General features: G+C 73.3%; 16 protein-coding genes, 1 pseudogene and 1 riboswitch. Of the genes and pseudogenes, 6 read left to right on the forward strand and 11 right to left on the reverse strand.

The features are described from left to right. Positions 1–2 precede the first annotated feature (2 nt). Genes amaP through A4E84_RS09265 form a run of 5 tightly spaced genes read right to left on the reverse strand, consistent with a single transcriptional unit; the run spans position 3 to position 2,358 of the window. Positions 3–590, reverse strand: coding sequence for an alkaline shock response membrane anchor protein AmaP (amaP, locus tag A4E84_RS09245; protein ID WP_062926074.1), 588 nt, complete (start codon positions 588–590; stop codon positions 3–5). Beyond that, complete coding sequence (locus tag A4E84_RS09250; RefSeq protein ID WP_062926075.1) at positions 587–1,270, reverse strand: DUF6286 domain-containing protein; 684 nt, start codon at positions 1,268–1,270, stop codon at positions 587–589. Before A4E84_RS09250 ends, amaP begins: the two co-directional genes overlap by 4 nt. Then, a complete protein-coding gene (locus A4E84_RS09255) occupies positions 1,267–1,650 on the reverse strand; it encodes an Asp23/Gls24 family envelope stress response protein (RefSeq protein ID WP_062926076.1) in 384 nt (127 codons plus the stop codon). Before A4E84_RS09255 ends, A4E84_RS09250 begins: the two co-directional genes overlap by 4 nt. Beyond that, positions 1,647–1,835, reverse strand: coding sequence for a hypothetical protein (locus A4E84_RS09260; RefSeq protein ID WP_031142734.1), 189 nt, complete (start codon positions 1,833–1,835; stop codon positions 1,647–1,649). Before A4E84_RS09260 ends, A4E84_RS09255 begins: the two co-directional genes overlap by 4 nt. A gap of 49 nt (positions 1,836–1,884) precedes the next feature. Continuing rightward, positions 1,885–2,358 carry an Asp23/Gls24 family envelope stress response protein gene (locus A4E84_RS09265; protein ID WP_062926077.1) on the reverse strand — a complete coding sequence of 158 codons (474 nt, stop codon included), beginning with the start codon at positions 2,356–2,358 and terminating at the stop codon, positions 1,885–1,887. 83 nt (positions 2,359–2,441) lie between these two features. Between A4E84_RS09265 and A4E84_RS09270 the strand changes: the two genes are divergently transcribed. Next, positions 2,442–3,161: a hypothetical protein gene (locus tag A4E84_RS09270; protein WP_062926078.1), complete on the forward strand. Its 720-nt coding sequence runs from the start codon at positions 2,442–2,444 to the stop codon at positions 3,159–3,161. Between the two features lie 31 nt (positions 3,162–3,192). Here A4E84_RS09270 and A4E84_RS09275 read toward each other — a convergent pair whose 3' ends face one another. The 3 genes from A4E84_RS09275 to A4E84_RS09285 all read right to left on the reverse strand — a co-directional run bounded on the left by A4E84_RS09275 (position 3,193) and on the right by A4E84_RS09285 (position 6,316). Further along, on the reverse strand, positions 3,193–3,996 hold the full coding sequence (locus A4E84_RS09275; protein ID WP_062926079.1) for an enoyl-CoA hydratase/isomerase family protein: 804 nt from the start codon (positions 3,994–3,996) through the stop codon (positions 3,193–3,195). A gap of 150 nt (positions 3,997–4,146) precedes the next feature. Beyond that, positions 4,147–4,365, reverse strand: a complete 219-nt coding sequence (locus A4E84_RS09280; RefSeq protein ID WP_010037790.1) for a helix-turn-helix domain-containing protein — start codon at positions 4,363–4,365, stop codon at positions 4,147–4,149. Between the two features lie 352 nt (positions 4,366–4,717). Beyond that, complete coding sequence (locus A4E84_RS09285; RefSeq protein WP_062926080.1) at positions 4,718–6,316, reverse strand: ABC-F family ATP-binding cassette domain-containing protein; 1,599 nt, start codon at positions 6,314–6,316, stop codon at positions 4,718–4,720. Between the two features lie 253 nt (positions 6,317–6,569). Between A4E84_RS09285 and A4E84_RS09290 the strand changes: the two genes are divergently transcribed. Continuing rightward, complete coding sequence (locus A4E84_RS09290) at positions 6,570–6,983, forward strand: VOC family protein (RefSeq protein WP_062926081.1); 414 nt, start codon at positions 6,570–6,572, stop codon at positions 6,981–6,983. 15 nt (positions 6,984–6,998) lie between these two features. On the opposite strand, the gene A4E84_RS09295 is transcribed toward A4E84_RS09290, so the two are convergent. From A4E84_RS09295 to A4E84_RS09305, 3 genes are all read right to left on the reverse strand, one after another. Next, positions 6,999–8,399 carry a hypothetical protein gene (locus A4E84_RS09295; protein ID WP_174569412.1) on the reverse strand — a complete coding sequence of 467 codons (1,401 nt, stop codon included), beginning with the start codon at positions 8,397–8,399 and terminating at the stop codon, positions 6,999–7,001. A 257-nt stretch (positions 8,400–8,656) separates the two neighbouring features. Beyond that, complete coding sequence (locus A4E84_RS09300; protein WP_062926083.1) at positions 8,657–9,784, reverse strand: alpha/beta hydrolase; 1,128 nt, start codon at positions 9,782–9,784, stop codon at positions 8,657–8,659. An 82-nt stretch (positions 9,785–9,866) separates the two neighbouring features. Beyond that, positions 9,867–10,619 (reverse strand): class II aldolase/adducin family protein, encoded by a 753-nt coding sequence (locus A4E84_RS09305; protein ID WP_062926084.1) that lies wholly within the window; start codon positions 10,617–10,619, stop codon positions 9,867–9,869. A 28-nt stretch (positions 10,620–10,647) separates the two neighbouring features. Between A4E84_RS09305 and A4E84_RS44370 the strand changes: the two are divergent. The 4 genes and pseudogenes from A4E84_RS44370 to A4E84_RS09320 form a co-directional block, all read left to right on the forward strand. Further along, positions 10,648–10,776 (forward strand): annotated as a pseudogene (locus tag A4E84_RS44370) (hydrolase); the annotation flags it as partial. Positions 10,777–10,973: 197 nt separating this feature from the next. Further along, the gene (locus A4E84_RS09310; protein WP_062926085.1) at positions 10,974–12,218 is read left to right on the forward strand and encodes an inorganic phosphate transporter; all 1,245 of its coding nucleotides are present in this window, start codon (positions 10,974–10,976) and stop codon (positions 12,216–12,218) included. A 34-nt stretch (positions 12,219–12,252) separates the two neighbouring features. Continuing rightward, a complete protein-coding gene (locus tag A4E84_RS09315) occupies positions 12,253–12,474 on the forward strand; it encodes a hypothetical protein (protein ID WP_062926086.1) in 222 nt (73 codons plus the stop codon). A gap of 128 nt (positions 12,475–12,602) precedes the next feature. Then, positions 12,603–12,741, forward strand: a riboswitch (cobalamin riboswitch). A gap of 103 nt (positions 12,742–12,844) precedes the next feature. Then, a complete protein-coding gene (locus A4E84_RS09320) occupies positions 12,845–13,852 on the forward strand; it encodes a cobalamin biosynthesis protein (RefSeq protein ID WP_062926087.1) in 1,008 nt (335 codons plus the stop codon). The last annotated feature ends 1 nt before the right edge of the window (position 13,853 follow it).

Genomic DNA, 13,853 nt, shown 5'->3' on the forward strand with positions numbered 1-13,853 from the left:
GCTCAGCTCACCCGTTCGGCGCCGTGCTTGACCCCCTTCAGCCTCACCTCCGCCGGGAGCGAGGCGAGCCCCGCCGACGTCCTGGCATGGGTGAGGGCGCCGGTCGTGAAGTCGTTCAGGGCCGCCCCCGGGTCCACGTGTGGCTCCAGTGCGAGACGTACGCGGGCCTCGGGGGTGCTGCGCCCGCCCTTCAGATGGGCTCGGGCTCCGTCCACGCCGTCGATGTGGTCCGCCTCCTGGGTGAGGACGTTCTCCAGGGCCCGGCCGCGCAGGAGCGCGCCCTCGCCGTCACCGGTGTCGACGAGGACCTCGGCGAGGCGGCGCCGGCGCAGGGCGGCGACGAGCCACCACAGGGCGAGCAGCAGCAGGACCGCGAGGGCGGCGATGACGACCGGCCACCACCAGCCGTCGTCGTGCCAGCGGGTGCGCTCGGCGTGGCTCAGCAGCACGTCGTGCTTGCTGTCGTGGATCCACCACGAGGGTGCCGAGACGCCGAGGCCGACGGCCAGGACGGAGCCACCCAGCACCAGCAGGATCAGGCCCACCAGGCCGAGGAACACGCGGTTGACGGTTCTGAGCACCGTTTTCACCCCTTCCGGCCGGGCCGCCGGACCCGCACCGACAGCGAGGGCGGCCGGGACAGCCCCAGTCCGCGGACCGCGTCGGCGAGCACGGCGTCCAGATCGGTTCGTACGTCGTCCAGTTCCCGGAAGTGCGACACGGCGCGGACGCGCGCCCGCCTCCGGCGCACCCGTGCCCCTGCCGACTGAACGCCGGCCACCTCCATGGCCCGGTCCCGCAGCGCCGTGGCGGCGGCGTCCCGGTGCAGTCCGGCGCGTACGTCGGTGTGCGTGCGCCGCATCGGGAGCACGTCCCGCAGGCCGGGCGTGACGGCCAGGATCAGCAGCCAGAGGCCGAGGACGGCGGCGATCCCCGCGCCGACGAGCACCCAGGTGTCGTCCAGGGGCCGTTCGGCGAGCTGCCGGGCCAGTTCCCGCCGCCAGGCCATGCCGGGGCGGCCGGCGCGCACGGAGACGATGTCGTAGAGGAACAGCCCGGTGAGGCCCAGGAGCAGCAGGGCGACGATGCCGGCGGGCACGCGGCGCGCCGACCAGAAGCGGCCCACGCGGCCCCGCTCGCCCTGGGGTTCGCGGGCGCCCGACGGCTCGGACCGGTCCGGCCCGTTGCCGTCCTCCGTCTCCCGCTTGTCGAGGACGGGCCGGCGCTGCGTGCTGTCCTCGGGGGGCTGAGTGCCCTGGGGTTCGCTCATTGCGTCCTCCCCTGTACCGCGCCGAGCGCCGCGTCCAGGTGCAGCCGCTCCACCTGGACGACGACCTCCGGCACCTGCATGCCCGCCAAGGTGCTCACCCGCTCGACGACTTGCTGACGCACCTTGCGGCAGCGGGCGCCGATGTCGCAGGGGTAGCCGAGTTCGAGCTGGATCCGGACGCGGGCGACTTCGTGGTGGACGACGACGGACGCGGAGGGCCGGCCGGCGTCGGGCGGCAGCAAGCCGACCGCCTCCCGGGCCGCCCGCGAGGCGATCTTCGCGACGACCCGGTCGGCGATCCGGGTCGCGCCGCGCTCGCCCGGCGGGACGACGGTCAGAGGCCTGTCGAACTCACCAGCCGCCGTACTCACGGGCGTCACCGCCGCCGTTCGCGTTCACGAGGACGGAAGAAGTCGCCGAACTCCAGGTCCCCGTCCAGGAACCGGCCGACGACGAAGCCGACGGCACCCAGTGCCGCCACCAGCAGGAAGGCGCCGAATCCGCCGAAATATCCGGCGAAGGCCAGCGCCATGCCGGCGATCATGCCGACCACGGCCATGCTCATGCGCTCCTCAGCTCCTCAGCCGCTGTGTCGTTGTCCGATGACCCGTGTCTCACTGGATTCGGCGCTCCGGTTCCTCGTCCTCCTCGTCCGGCAGCTTCACGTCGCTCACCGCGATGTTCACCTCGACGACCTCCAGGCCGGTCATCCGCTCCACGGCGGTGATGACGTTCTCCCGTACGTCGCGGGCCACATCGGCGATCGACACGCCGTACTCGACCACGATCTCCAGGTCGAGGGCCGCCTGCACTTCGCCGACCTCGGCCTTCACCCCGCGTGACACCGCCTTGGTGCCGCCGGGCACGCGGTCGCGCACTGCTCCGAACGTGCGGGACAGGCCGCTGCCCATGGCGTGCACACCGTCGACGTCGCGTGCTGCGAGGCCGGCGATCTTCTCCACGACACCGTCCGCGATGGTCGTCCGCCCGCGGGATCCGGCGTCTCCCCCGCTGTGCTTGGCCAACGGGCTTCTGCGCACCGCCGCGGTCTCGGTCTCCCCGCCCCGGTTCTCGGTCATGTCAGTCATCGGCGTACGTCCTTTTCGTCGTCCTTCGACCACGGTAAGCACGGTTACGTGGAAGCGCGCCTCTGATGCGGCAGGCTGGAGGAATGACGGCCGACCGATGGACACAGGCAGTGAGACATCAGCTGGGAATCGGCAGGCTTCTGCCGTTGGGTGACGCGCGGGACGGCGCGTGGATCGCGGAGCGGGCGGTCGAGGCGGTGCTGCGGAGCGCGACGTGGGACGCGCCGGGCGTACGCCTCGACGCGCTCCGCGTCGTGGTCGCCGACGCGGCGGACACCGCTGAGCCGGCGGTACCGGCTCCGCCGAGTGCTCTGCCGCCCGGGCCGTTGCGGGTGACGGCGGAGTTCGCCGCGACGGCTGCGCAGCCGCTGCCGACGACGGCGTCCCTGCTGCGGGCGACGCTGGCGACCGCCGCGACCGAGCGGCTCGGTCTGACGGTGACGGAGGTGGACCTGCGGGTGACGGGGCTGCTGGACGAGGGGCCCGGGGAAGCCGGGATCGCCGCGCGCCTTCCCGAGCCCCCGAGTGCCGCGCCGGCCGGGGGCGGCGACGAGGGCCGTGTGGCCGCCGCCGCGCTCGGGGTCCAGGGCGTGCTCCGTCTGACCGGCACGCTGGGCCACCCCGTGCACATCGAGGAACTCCCCCGCGAGGGCGCCGCGCTGCCCCACCGTCATGTCCGGCTGGAGCTGGCGGTGGGCGCGGACCAGCGGGCCCGGGACGTGGCCCGCGAGGTCCGGACGGTGGTCAGGAGGGTGCTGCCGGATCACCCGACGGTGGCGGTCGTGGTGAGCGCGATCGGCTGACCGCGCTCCCGGCCCGGCGGTCCGGCGGTTCTCAGTCCCCGACGCCCGCGAGGTCCCGCAGCCGGCGGGCCTGGGACTGACGCTCGGCCGCGCGCTGCTCCTCGTACGTGCGGTCCTGGGCGCCGCGCAGCAGGGCCTTGGTCTCGACGACCGCGTCACGGGGCGCGGCGAGCACGGCCGCGGCCAGGTCGCGCACGGTGTCGTCGAGCTGGCCGACGGGCACGGCGACGTTGGCCAGGCCGGTGTTCACGGCCTCCTCGGCCGCGACGAAGCGCCCGGTCACGCAGATCTCCAGCGCGCGGGCGTATCCGACGAGCCCCACCAGCGGATGCGTGCCCGTCAGGTCGGGCACGAGTCCGAGGCTGGTCTCGCGCATGGCGAACTGCACGTCGTCGGCGACGACGCGCAGGTCGCAGGCGAGGGCGAGCTGGAAGCCCGCCCCGACGGCATGCCCCTGGACAGCGGCGACGGAGACGATGTCGCTGCGCCGCCACCAGGTGAACGCCTCCTGGTATTCGGCGATGGTCGCGTCCAGCTCGGCGTCGGCGCCGCGCGCGAGGTCGACGAACGACGGTTCGCCGTCGAAGCCCTCGGGCGTGAACGCCTGCCGGTCGAGCCCGGCCGAGAAGGACTTGCCCTCGGCCCGCAGCACCACGACGCGGACGGAGCCCGGCAGCTGCCGCCCGGCCTCGGTCAGCGCCCGCCACAGAGCGGGGCTCTGCGCGTTGCGCTTGGCCGGGTTGGTCAGCGTCACCGTGGCGATCGCGTCGTCGACGGTGAGCCGTACGCCGTCCTTGTCGAGTACGGGAACGAGGTCCTGGTCGGACGAAGCCATGGGACGCCTCCGATGCGTGCGGTCGTCTTGTGCGCCCCGCGACGGCTGTGACGCCGTGGCGGGCCACACTTAAGTGACTGCACAGTAACCACCCGGCCGATCAGACGACCGACCGGGTGGCCACCATCGAAGCCGAGGGGCCACCCGGGGTCAGGCCGTGGCCTTTTTGCCCCGGGTCGCCCCGCCACGCCCTCGCAGCGTGACGCCCGACTCACTGAGCATGCGGTGCACAAAGCCATACGAGCGGCCGGTCTCCTCGGCCAACGCCCGGATGCTCGCACCGGCGTCGTACTTCTTCTTCAGGTCTGCCGCGAGCTTGTCGCGCGCGGCGCCGGTCACCCGGCTGCCCTTCTTCAGAGTCTCGGCCACCCGTGCCTCCTCATGGGAAGTGCGCTCTGGTCTCCTCATGATCACCCCTCTGGGCCTTGATGGCCACCCATTCGGCAAGGTCGGTGAGACAAGGTTGTGACGACAGGAGCACATCCCCACATACGGAATATGGAATTCCGAAGAGTGGTGTCCCTGCGGCCGAACGGATTGTTCCGGAAAAGGCCAGGTCAGAAAGGCGGCGCGGCCGAGCCCGGAAGAATCGGGGGCTCGGCCGCGAAATCGATGTAGGACACACCTCGGTACGAGGAGATCTCACACAGATGATGGATCACCGCTGGGCCGAATGATCCATGCGCCGTTGATCACGCATTCGATCAAGCGGCACTGACGCTCAGGCCAGGGCGACGAGATCCGCGTAGTCGGCGCCCCACAGGTCCTCGACGCCGTCCGGCAGCAGGATGATCCGCTCCGGCTGGAGCGCCTCGACCGCGCCCTCGTCGTGCGTGACGAGGACGACCGCGCCCTTGTAGGTGCGCAGCGCGCCGAGAATCTCCTCGCGGCTGGCGGGGTCGAGGTTGTTGGTCGGCTCGTCGAGGAGCAGCACGTTCGCCGAGGACACCACGAGGGTGGCGAGGGCGAGGCGGGTCTTCTCGCCGCCGGACAGGACGCCGGCCGGCTTGTCGACGTCGTCCCCGGAGAACAGGAAGGATCCGAGCGTCTTGCGGACCTCCACCAGGTCCAGGTCGGGGGCGGCGGAGCGCATGTTCTCCAGGACCGTGCGCTCCGGGTCGAGGGTCTCGTGCTCCTGCGCGTAGTAGCCGAGCTTGAGGCCGTGGCCCTCGATGACCTTGCCGGTGTCGGGCTGCTCCGCCCCGCCGAGCAGGCGGAGCAGGGTCGTCTTGCCCGCGCCGTTGAGGCCCAGGATGACGACGCGCGAGCCCTTGTCGATGGCCAGGTCGACGTCGGTGAAGATCTCCAGCGAACCGTAGGACTTCGACAGGCCCTCGGCCATGAGGGGGGTCTTGCCGCACGGGGAGGGCTCGGGGAAGCGCAGCTTGGCGACCTTGTCGGATTTCCGCTCGGCCTCCAGGCCGGCCAGCAGCTTGTCCGCCCGGCGGGCCATGTTCTGCGCGGCGACGGTCTTGGTGGCCTTGGCCCGCATCTTGTCGGCCTGCGAGTGCAGCGCGGATGCCTTCTTCTCGGCGTTCTGCCGCTCGCGCTTGCGGCGCTTCTCGTCGGCCTCGCGCTGCTGCTGGTAGAGCTTCCAGCCCATGTTGTAGATGTCGATCTGGGCGCGGTTGGCGTCCAGGTAGAACACCTTGTTCACGACCGTCTCGACCAGGTCGACGTCGTGGGAGATCACGATGAAGCCGCCGCGGTAGGTCTTCAGGTAGTCGCGCAGCCAGACGATCGAGTCGGCGTCGAGGTGGTTCGTCGGCTCGTCGAGCAGCAGGGTGTCCGCGTCGGAGAACAGGATGCGGGCCAGCTCGATACGGCGGCGCTGACCGCCGGAGAGCGTGTGCAGCGGCTGGCCGAGGACCCGGTCGGGCAGGTTGAGCGCGGCGGCGATGGTGGCGGCCTCGGCCTCGGCGGCGTACCCGCCCTTGGTGAGGAACTCCGTCTCCTGGCGCTCGTACTGCCTGAGCGCCTTCTCGCGGGTGGCGCCCTGGCCGTTGGCGATGCGCTGCTCGTTGTCGCGCATCTTGCGGATCAGCACGTCCAGGCCGCGCGCGGACAGGATGCGGTCGCGGGCGAGGATGTCGAGGTCGCCGGTGCGGGGGTCCTGCGGGAGGTAGCCGACCTCGCCGGAGCGGGTGATGGTGCCGCCGGCGGGCATGCCCTCGCCGGCCAGGCATTTGGTGAGGGTGGTCTTCCCCGCGCCGTTGCGGCCGACCAGGCCGATGCGGTCGCCCTTGGCGATGCGGAACGAGGCGTTTTCGATGAGGACGCGGGCACCGGCGCGCAGCTCGATACCGGAGGCGGAGATCACGGACAGACTCCAGGGCGGATACGGGGGCGGGATGGACGGCTGAGGACGTTCCCGCCGTCTAATGCGCGAGGAGAATGGCCATGGGGGACAGTCTAACGGGGGCGTGCAACCACTTTTTCTGTGTGCGGGTGTTCGATCACCGGCGGCCGCGCGGAGGGCCGTTGTCAGTGGCCGGTGGAAGACTGAGACAGCGGGCCGGAATCCGGCTCTCCCGGCGGGGGAACACCCAGCGAGACACGAGGAAGTGATCGCCATGGCAGGCACGTCCGGCGGGCGTCCGAGCATCTACCCGACGCTGCTGTACGCCGACGCGAAGGCGGCGATCCGGCAGCTCACGGAGGCCTTCGGCTTCACGGAGCTGTCGGTGTACGAGGGCGAGGACGGCTCGGTGCTGCACGCCGAGCTGGCACAGGGCAACGGCGCGGTGATGGTCGGCACCAAGGGCCGGGGCGGCCTGTTCGACGCGGCCATGAAGGACGCCGGCACCACGGGGGTGTACGTGGTGGTGGACGACGTGGACGGGCACCACCGCCGCGCGGTGGACCACGGCGTGGAGGTGCTGATGCCCCCGACGGACCAGGACTACGGCTCGCGGGACTACATGGCCCGGGACCTCGAGGGCAACGTGTGGAGCTTCGGCACGTACGCGCCCGAGATACCGGGCTGACCCCGGGCGCCCGCCCTAGCTGCCGCCGGTGTGCACCTGGAAGGCGGCCCGGCGGACGGCTTTGGCCAGGGCCGGGTCGGGGTGTGCGGCGGCGAGGGCGACCAGGACCTGCACGGTGCGCGGATGCCCCACGGCGCGTACCTCCTCCAGGAGCATCGGGACGGTCGGCTGCACCGCGGACTCCAGGTGGCGCACCAGCAGCGGCGCCTCCCCGTGGTCGGCGACGGCGGCCGCGGTGTCCACCCACAGCCAGGTCGCCTCCTCGCGGGTGAGGACCTCGTGGGCGTCCTCGGGGTCGGCGCCGTCGTGCTCGGCCAGCCACAGCAGCGCGTACGGCCTGAGCGTGGGCTCGTCCAGCACACCGCGGACGTCCGGCTCGGCGGGGGCGCCGACCACGCGCAGCGCCTCGAAGGCGAGGCCGCGCAGCAGGGCGTCCTCACCGCGGGCGGCGCCGAGGAGTTCGGTGACGGCGCTGCCGACGGGGCGGGCGGCGAGCCAGGCGCGGTACTCGGCGCGGGCCGCGTTCGGGCGCAGCTGGGCGCAGCCGCGGAGCATGTCGTCGGCGGCCTGCTCGATGTTCCCGGCGGGGCTCTGCGCGGCGACGCAGATCTGCTCCAGCTTGACCCAGACGGCCCAGCTGCCGAGCGGGGTGAGCGTGGCCTGGCCGTCGCCGTAGGTGAGGGCGCCGACGGAGCCGAGGGCGCGCAGGGCCCAGTCGAGCAGGGGGGCGAGCGGGGCGTCGGTGGGCTCCGGTTCGGCGGCCGGCTCGGGCTGCGGGCCGTAGGGGATCTCGCAGCGGGCGGTGCGCAGCTCGGTGACGCGCTGCTCAAGGAGGTCCAGGAGCTGCTCCACGGGGACGGGTCCGGCGGACAGCTGGAGGAAGGACAGCGCCTGCGGCATGGCGGAGACGACCTCGGCGACGGCGGCGGGCTCGTGCTCCTCGGGCTCCGGATGGGCGAGCGACCAGGCGTCGAAGAGCGCGACCCAGCCGCGCAGCACGGCGCTGTCGTCGCGGTCCCAGGCGCGCAGCCGCCAGCCGGGGCGGGCGCTGTCGCCGTGCACCTCGACGAGGCCGGCGAGGCGGGCGGTGTCCCAGTCGGCTCTGACCTGAGCCGGTGTCAGGCCCAGCTCGCGGGCGGCCCGTTCGGCGGTCGCGTCGGAGAGGGTGGCCTTGCCGTCGTCGGTGGCGCTGTCCCGGCCGGGGCCGAGCGCGGCGTCGGCCCAGCGGGCGACGCGGGCCGCGGCGGCGAGACCTGAGCGTGCCATTCTGGCCAGCTCCGCCGGTGCCGGGGTGCCCTCCGGGGGGCGTGGTGCGGGGCGGCGCGAGCGCCGCTGGTTCATCGCTGGTGGGGCGGCGGCCAGGGGTCGCGGGCGGACGAGTCGAAGCCTGGAGTCGCGCGGGATACGGGACGTCACGGGTGCAGTCTTCCGGTTGACGGTCCGAAAACCCAAACGGAATGTCACGGCGGGCGACGGGGATGGCCAACGCACCGGTTCCCGGGAGTGGTCGAGGGCCGGGAACCGGCCAGTGGTACGACGCTAAACGGAATCCTGGCGACCGGTCGGCGGGGAGGGCGGCGGAATGCGGTTGCGACGGGGCGAAGGGGGTCTGAACGAGGGGTGCGGGAGAAGCCGGGACGGGAGGCCGCGTCGGCGGGTGGAGGGGAGCGGCGTCACATGAGGGGTGTCAGGAAGCGCCGGAGGGCTTCCTCGTAGGCCTCCGGGTCGGCGTTCCACATGGCTCCGTGAGGTGCGTTGCGGACGGTGCGCAGGGCGACCATGTCGGGGCGGGCATCGGCGAGCCGGCGGGAGTGCTGCCAGGGGGCGACGGTGTCGTCCGGGCCGTGGATGACGAGCGCCGGGACGCTCGGCCCGCCGGACGGGACCGCTCCCGCCACACGGCCGCCGGACAGACCGGTGCGGCCCTGGGCGGCCCGGACCGCGAGGGGCAGCAGCGCGCCCGGGGTGCGACGGGCCGAGGCCAGGGCGCGCAGGGTGGTCTCCCAGGCGAGCACCGGGGAGTCCAGGACGAGCCCGGAGACACGGTCGCGCAGCCCCGAGTGCGCGGCGGCGCGCAGGGCCATGGTGGCGCCGGTGGACCAGCCGTGCAGGACGACCTGGCGGGCCCCGTAGCGCACGGCGTAGCGGATGGCGGCGTCGAGGTCGCGCCACTCGGTCTCGCCGAGGTGGCTGAGGCCGTCGGGCGGGCGGGGTGCGCCCAGGTCGCCGCGGTAGGCGAGGGCGAGCACCGGGACGTGGTTGCGGTGCAGGAACGGCATGACGTTCATGGCGAGTTCGCGGGTGGCACCCAGGCCGTGCACGGCGATCACCCAGGTGTCCCGCTTGCCCGGCAGGAACCACGCGGGCAGGGCGCCGAGTTCGCCGGGGACGTCGACGTCGGCGTGTTCGAGTCCGAGGGCGGCGCCCGGGTTGCCGACGTACACGTTCGGTGTGAGCCAGACCTTGTCACCGGGCTCCAGCGTGCCGTGCGTGACGCTCTCCAGGCGGCGCACGACGGTGTCGGCGGGGTGCGGGGGGCCGGTCAGGACGGGGCCGACGACCGCGTGCGAGCCGTTGCCGGACAGGCCGTAGCGACCGGGGCGCAGGGCGGCGAGGTCGCGGGTGAGGCTGATCCGCCCGGCGGCGGTGCCGTGCACGGTGAGCCGGGGTTCGGTGGGCAGGGGCCTGCCGGGGGGCGCCTTGAGCGCGGCGTCGCTGGCGAGCCGGCCGGCGGCCACCGCGGCGGCACCGGCACCGATGACGGCGGTGACGGCAGCGGCCGCCGCTTTGACAGTGCGCACGGCTCCAGTGTCCCGGCCGATTCCGCGGGCGACCAGTGGGGCGGAGCGGCGGGGTGACGCCCGCGGCGGCCGCAGGGACGGCTCAGCCCCGCTGGCCGTAGCCGCGCAGGCGCTCCTCCACCTCCGTCAGCTGTTCCCGGGACAGCAGGCTCGGGGCCTGGCCGGGCACCGAGGAGGCGGTCAGCCACAGGCGGCACATCCACTCCAGCTGGGCGGTGCGGTCGTAGGCCTGGGCGAGGGTGGTGCCGTGGGTGACGGTGCCGTGGTTCTGGAGGAGGCAGCCGGAGCGGCCGTCGAGGGCGCGGAGCATGTTCTCGGCCAGCTCGTCGGTGCCGTACGTGGCATACGGGGCGACTCGGACGGGGCCGCCGAGTGCCGCGGCCATGTAGTGGATCAGCGGGAGTTCGCTCACGAGCGTCGAGACGGCCGTCGCGTGGACGGCGTGGGTGTGGACGACGGCCCGGGCGCCGGTGGTGCGGTAGACCGCGAGGTGCATGGGCAGCTCGCTGGTGGGGACGAGGGTGCCGAGGACCTGCCGGCCGTCGAGGCCGACGCCGGTCACGTCGTCCGGGGTCAGCCGGTCGTAGGGGACGCCCGACGGTGTGACCAGGACGGTGTCCCCGACGCGCACGGAGACGTTGCCCGACGTGCCGACGACCAGTCCGTCCGCGACCGTCCGGCGGGCCGCCGCGACGAGCTCCTCCCAGGCGTGCGCCTCCTCGGGGCGCGCGCTCCTGCGCCGCGGCTCCCCCGCGCCCCGTCCGCCCTCCCCCGCGTCCCGTCCGCCCTCCCGCGCGTCCCCCGTGCCCCGCTCGTCGCCTCGCTGCTCAGCCATGCCGCGATCCTGCCAGGCACGGGCTCAACGCGCCGCCGGGCGGGGATACTTCTTCGCCCTGCCCGACCGGCCCTCCGGCCGGGCGCAGGCGGCGCACTTCGTACGCAACGGCGGCAGCCGGACGGCTGACGGCTGGACGCTGTGGCCCGCGCTCGATCGAATACGACCCCGGGTCATTCGATCAGCCGAAGCGGCTCGGGAGGGGCGCCTAGTCGCGGGGCGCCGGTGCGGCCGTCTCGGCGCGTCGTCCCGACCCCCTGTGCGGTCACCCCTGCGCCCCTCCCAGTTCATCTTCCGTTCACTCAGGTTGCCTACGGTCGTCCAGCCAATGACCTCGAACGATTGCCTGGGTAAATGGAAAGCTTCTCGCTGATCCTCGCGATTGTGGTGGTAACCGCACTCGCGTTCGATTTCACGAACGGTTTCCACGACACCGCGAACGCGATGGCCACAACCATTTCCACGGGCGCCATGAAGCCCAAGGTTGCGGTGGCCATGTCCGCGGTCCTCAACCTGGTCGGCGCCTTCCTGTCCGTCGAAGTCGCCAACACGATCTCCAAGGGCCTCGTCGACGAGGCCGGCATCCGGCCCGAGGTCATCTTCGCCGCCCTGGTCGGTGCGATCCTCTGGAACCTGCTGACGTGGCTGGTCGGTCTGCCGTCCAGCTCCTCGCACGCTCTCATGGGCGGTCTGATCGGTGCCACGATCGCCTCGGCGGGCGTCGGCGCGGTGCACGGTGACGTGCTGCTCACCAAGGTCCTGATCCCGGCGATCGCCGCCCCGCTGGTCGCGGGCATCGCGGCGATGCTGGCCACACGGCTGACGTACTCCCTCGGCAAGAAGGCCGACGGCGAGGCGTCCCGGAAGGGCTACCGGGCCGGTCAGATCGCGTCGGCGGGCTTGGTCTCCCTGGCGCACGGCACCAACGACGCGCAGAAGACGATGGGCATCATCACCCTCGCCCTGGTCGCCGGCGGCACCCTCGCCCCCGACTCCGACCCGCCCATGTGGGTCATCCTCTCCGCGGGCGTCGCGATCGCGCTCGGCACGTACCTGGGCGGCTGGCGCATCATCCGCACCATGGGCAAGGGCCTGACCGACCTCCAGCCGCAGCAGGGCTTCGCCGCCCAGACCTCCGCGGCCACGGTCATCCTGGCCTCCTCGCACCTCGGTTTCTCCCTGTCCACGACGCACTCCGTCTCCGGCGCCGTGATGGGCGCTGGGCTCGGCCGCAAGGGCGGTGTCGTCCGCTGGTCGACCGCGACGCGGATGTTCGTCGCCTGGGGTCTGACGCTGCCGGCGGCGGCCCTGGTGGGCGCTCTCGCCGAGTACGTCACCGGCTTCGGCGCCTGGGGCACCGCGGTGGTGGCCGTCTTCCTCGTCTCCTCCAGCGCGGCCATCTGGAAGCTGTCGCGGCGGGAGATCGTCGACCACACCAACGTCAACGACACCGACGACGCCGAGCCCGCGGGCGTGGTCACCACGGCGATGGCCGCGGTGACGCCGCCGCCGGCCGGCACGCCGGCGGAGGAGCCGGTGCCGTCGTTCCCGGCCCAGGCCACCGCCGAGCGGACGGCCTCCACGACCACCACGGTCTGACCCCGCCCACCGGCAACAAGGAAGAGTCTCCGATATGAAGATCGACTGGGTGGCCCTCGGCTCCGTGTTCGGCGTCAGCCTCGTGGTCACCGTGGCTCTCGTGGGCCTGTTCACCCTCGGCATCACCGGTCTGACCCGCCGCGAGCGGGCGGTGGCCCAGGGCGGGTCCGCAGGCCTCGCGGTCACCGGCGCGTACGCGTGCTTCGCGGCGTGCGCGGCGGCCGTCGGGTACGGCATCTATCTGATCGTGGCCTGACGGCCCGACCGCACATCGTCCGCCGGGCGGCACGGGACCTGACTCCTGTGCCGCCCGGTCGTCGTGTGTGCGCATGGGGATGTGGGGTTCTCCACACTCTCCCCTCGCAGGTCAACGGCAAGTTGACGGCGGTTCGCGGCCGTGGTGGACTGCCGGGGCCAATACGGCGGCAGGAGAGGAAGCCGGTGAAAGTCCGGCGCGGTCCCGCCACTGTCACCGGGGTAGCAATCCCCGGGAGCCAGGAACTCTCACCGCCGGTCTCGTCGAACCAGGGCGTGGACACCCTGAGTGAGGACACATATCGCCATGCGCGGCTGCCGACCGAGGTTCAACACCCCACCCCTGCCCGCCCACCCGGCCGGCTGAGCCCATGGGTGCCGGTCGCGTCTTCGCGTACGGCGCCGCCGCCGGTCTGATCGGTGACCTGCTGCTCGGTGATCCTCGCCGGGGGCATCCGGTCGCCGCGTTCGGACGGGCCGCGGGTGCCGTGGAACGGGTGCTGTGGCGGGACCACCGCGGGTGGGGCACGCTGCACACCGCCGTCTGTGCCGGAGGGGCCGTAGCCCTCGGGTCCGTCGCCGCGCGGGCCGTGCGGACGTCCGCCGTCGCCTCCGTCGCGCTGACCGCAGCCGCCACCTGGGCCGTCGTCGGGGGGACTTCGCTCGCCCGGGAGGCGCAGGCCATCGGGCGGGCCCTGGAGGCCGGGGACGTCGAGACGGCCCGGGCCCGGCTGCCGCATCTGTGCGGGCGGGATCCGCAGGCCCTCGACGCCGACGGCATGGCCCGGGCCGTGGTCGAGTCCGTCGCCGAGAACACCTCCGACGCGGTGGTGGGGGCCCTGGTGTGGGGGGCCGTCGGCGGGGTGCCCGGGCTGCTCGGGTTCCGGGCCGTCAACACCCTGGACGCCATGGTCGGGCACAAGTCGGCCCGCTACCGGCGCTACGGCTGGGCCTCCGCGCGCCTGGACGACCTCGCGGGGTGGCCGGGAGCGCGGCTGACCGCCGTACTCGCCGCCCTGGCCGGGCCGGATCCGCGGGGGGCCGTGCGGGCCTGGCGGGCCGACGCGGCGCACCATCCGAGTCCCAACGCCGGGCCCGTGGAGGCCTCGTTCGCCGGGGCGCTCGGGGTGCGGCTGGGCGGGACGCTCTCGTACGGCGGGCGGGTGGAGCACCGGCCCGTGCTGAACACGCGGGGGCGGGCCGTCGGCACGCACGACGTCGAGCGGGTCGTGCGGCTGTCGAAGCGCGTCACCTGGCTCGCGCTCGGGGTGTGCGCGGGCGCGCGGTTGCTGACGAGTGCGCGGTTGTCCAGGAGCGTCCGGTCGCTCGGGAGTGCGCCGTCGCTCAAGGGCGCGCGGTCGCTGAAGAGGGGGAAATGAC

Source organism: Streptomyces qaidamensis (assembly GCF_001611795.1).
In the GTDB taxonomy this organism is placed as follows: Bacteria; Actinomycetota; Actinomycetes; order Streptomycetales; family Streptomycetaceae; genus Streptomyces; species Streptomyces qaidamensis.

Bases quoted from the DNA above. Each gene is read 5' to 3' on its own strand.
- A4E84_RS09250 (WP_062926075.1), bottom strand. From the start codon at position 1,270: ATGAGCGAACCCCAGGGCACTCAGCCCCCCGAGGACAGCACGCAGCGC.
- A4E84_RS09260 (WP_031142734.1), bottom strand. From the start codon at position 1,835: ATGAGCATGGCCGTGGTCGGCATGATCGCCGGCATGGCGCTGGCCTTC.
- A4E84_RS09265 (WP_062926077.1), bottom strand. From the start codon at position 2,358: ATGACTGACATGACCGAGAACCGGGGCGGGGAGACCGAGACCGCGGCG.
- A4E84_RS09270 (WP_062926078.1), top strand. From the start codon at position 2,442: ATGACGGCCGACCGATGGACACAGGCAGTGAGACATCAGCTGGGAATC.
- A4E84_RS09275 (WP_062926079.1), bottom strand. From the start codon at position 3,996: ATGGCTTCGTCCGACCAGGACCTCGTTCCCGTACTCGACAAGGACGGC.
- A4E84_RS09290 (WP_062926081.1), top strand. From the start codon at position 6,570: ATGGCAGGCACGTCCGGCGGGCGTCCGAGCATCTACCCGACGCTGCTG.
- A4E84_RS09305 (WP_062926084.1), bottom strand. From the start codon at position 10,619: ATGGCTGAGCAGCGAGGCGACGAGCGGGGCACGGGGGACGCGCGGGAG.
- A4E84_RS09310 (WP_062926085.1), top strand. From the start codon at position 10,974: ATGGAAAGCTTCTCGCTGATCCTCGCGATTGTGGTGGTAACCGCACTC.
- A4E84_RS09315 (WP_062926086.1), top strand. From the start codon at position 12,253: ATGAAGATCGACTGGGTGGCCCTCGGCTCCGTGTTCGGCGTCAGCCTC.
- A4E84_RS09320 (WP_062926087.1), top strand. From the start codon at position 12,845: ATGGGTGCCGGTCGCGTCTTCGCGTACGGCGCCGCCGCCGGTCTGATC.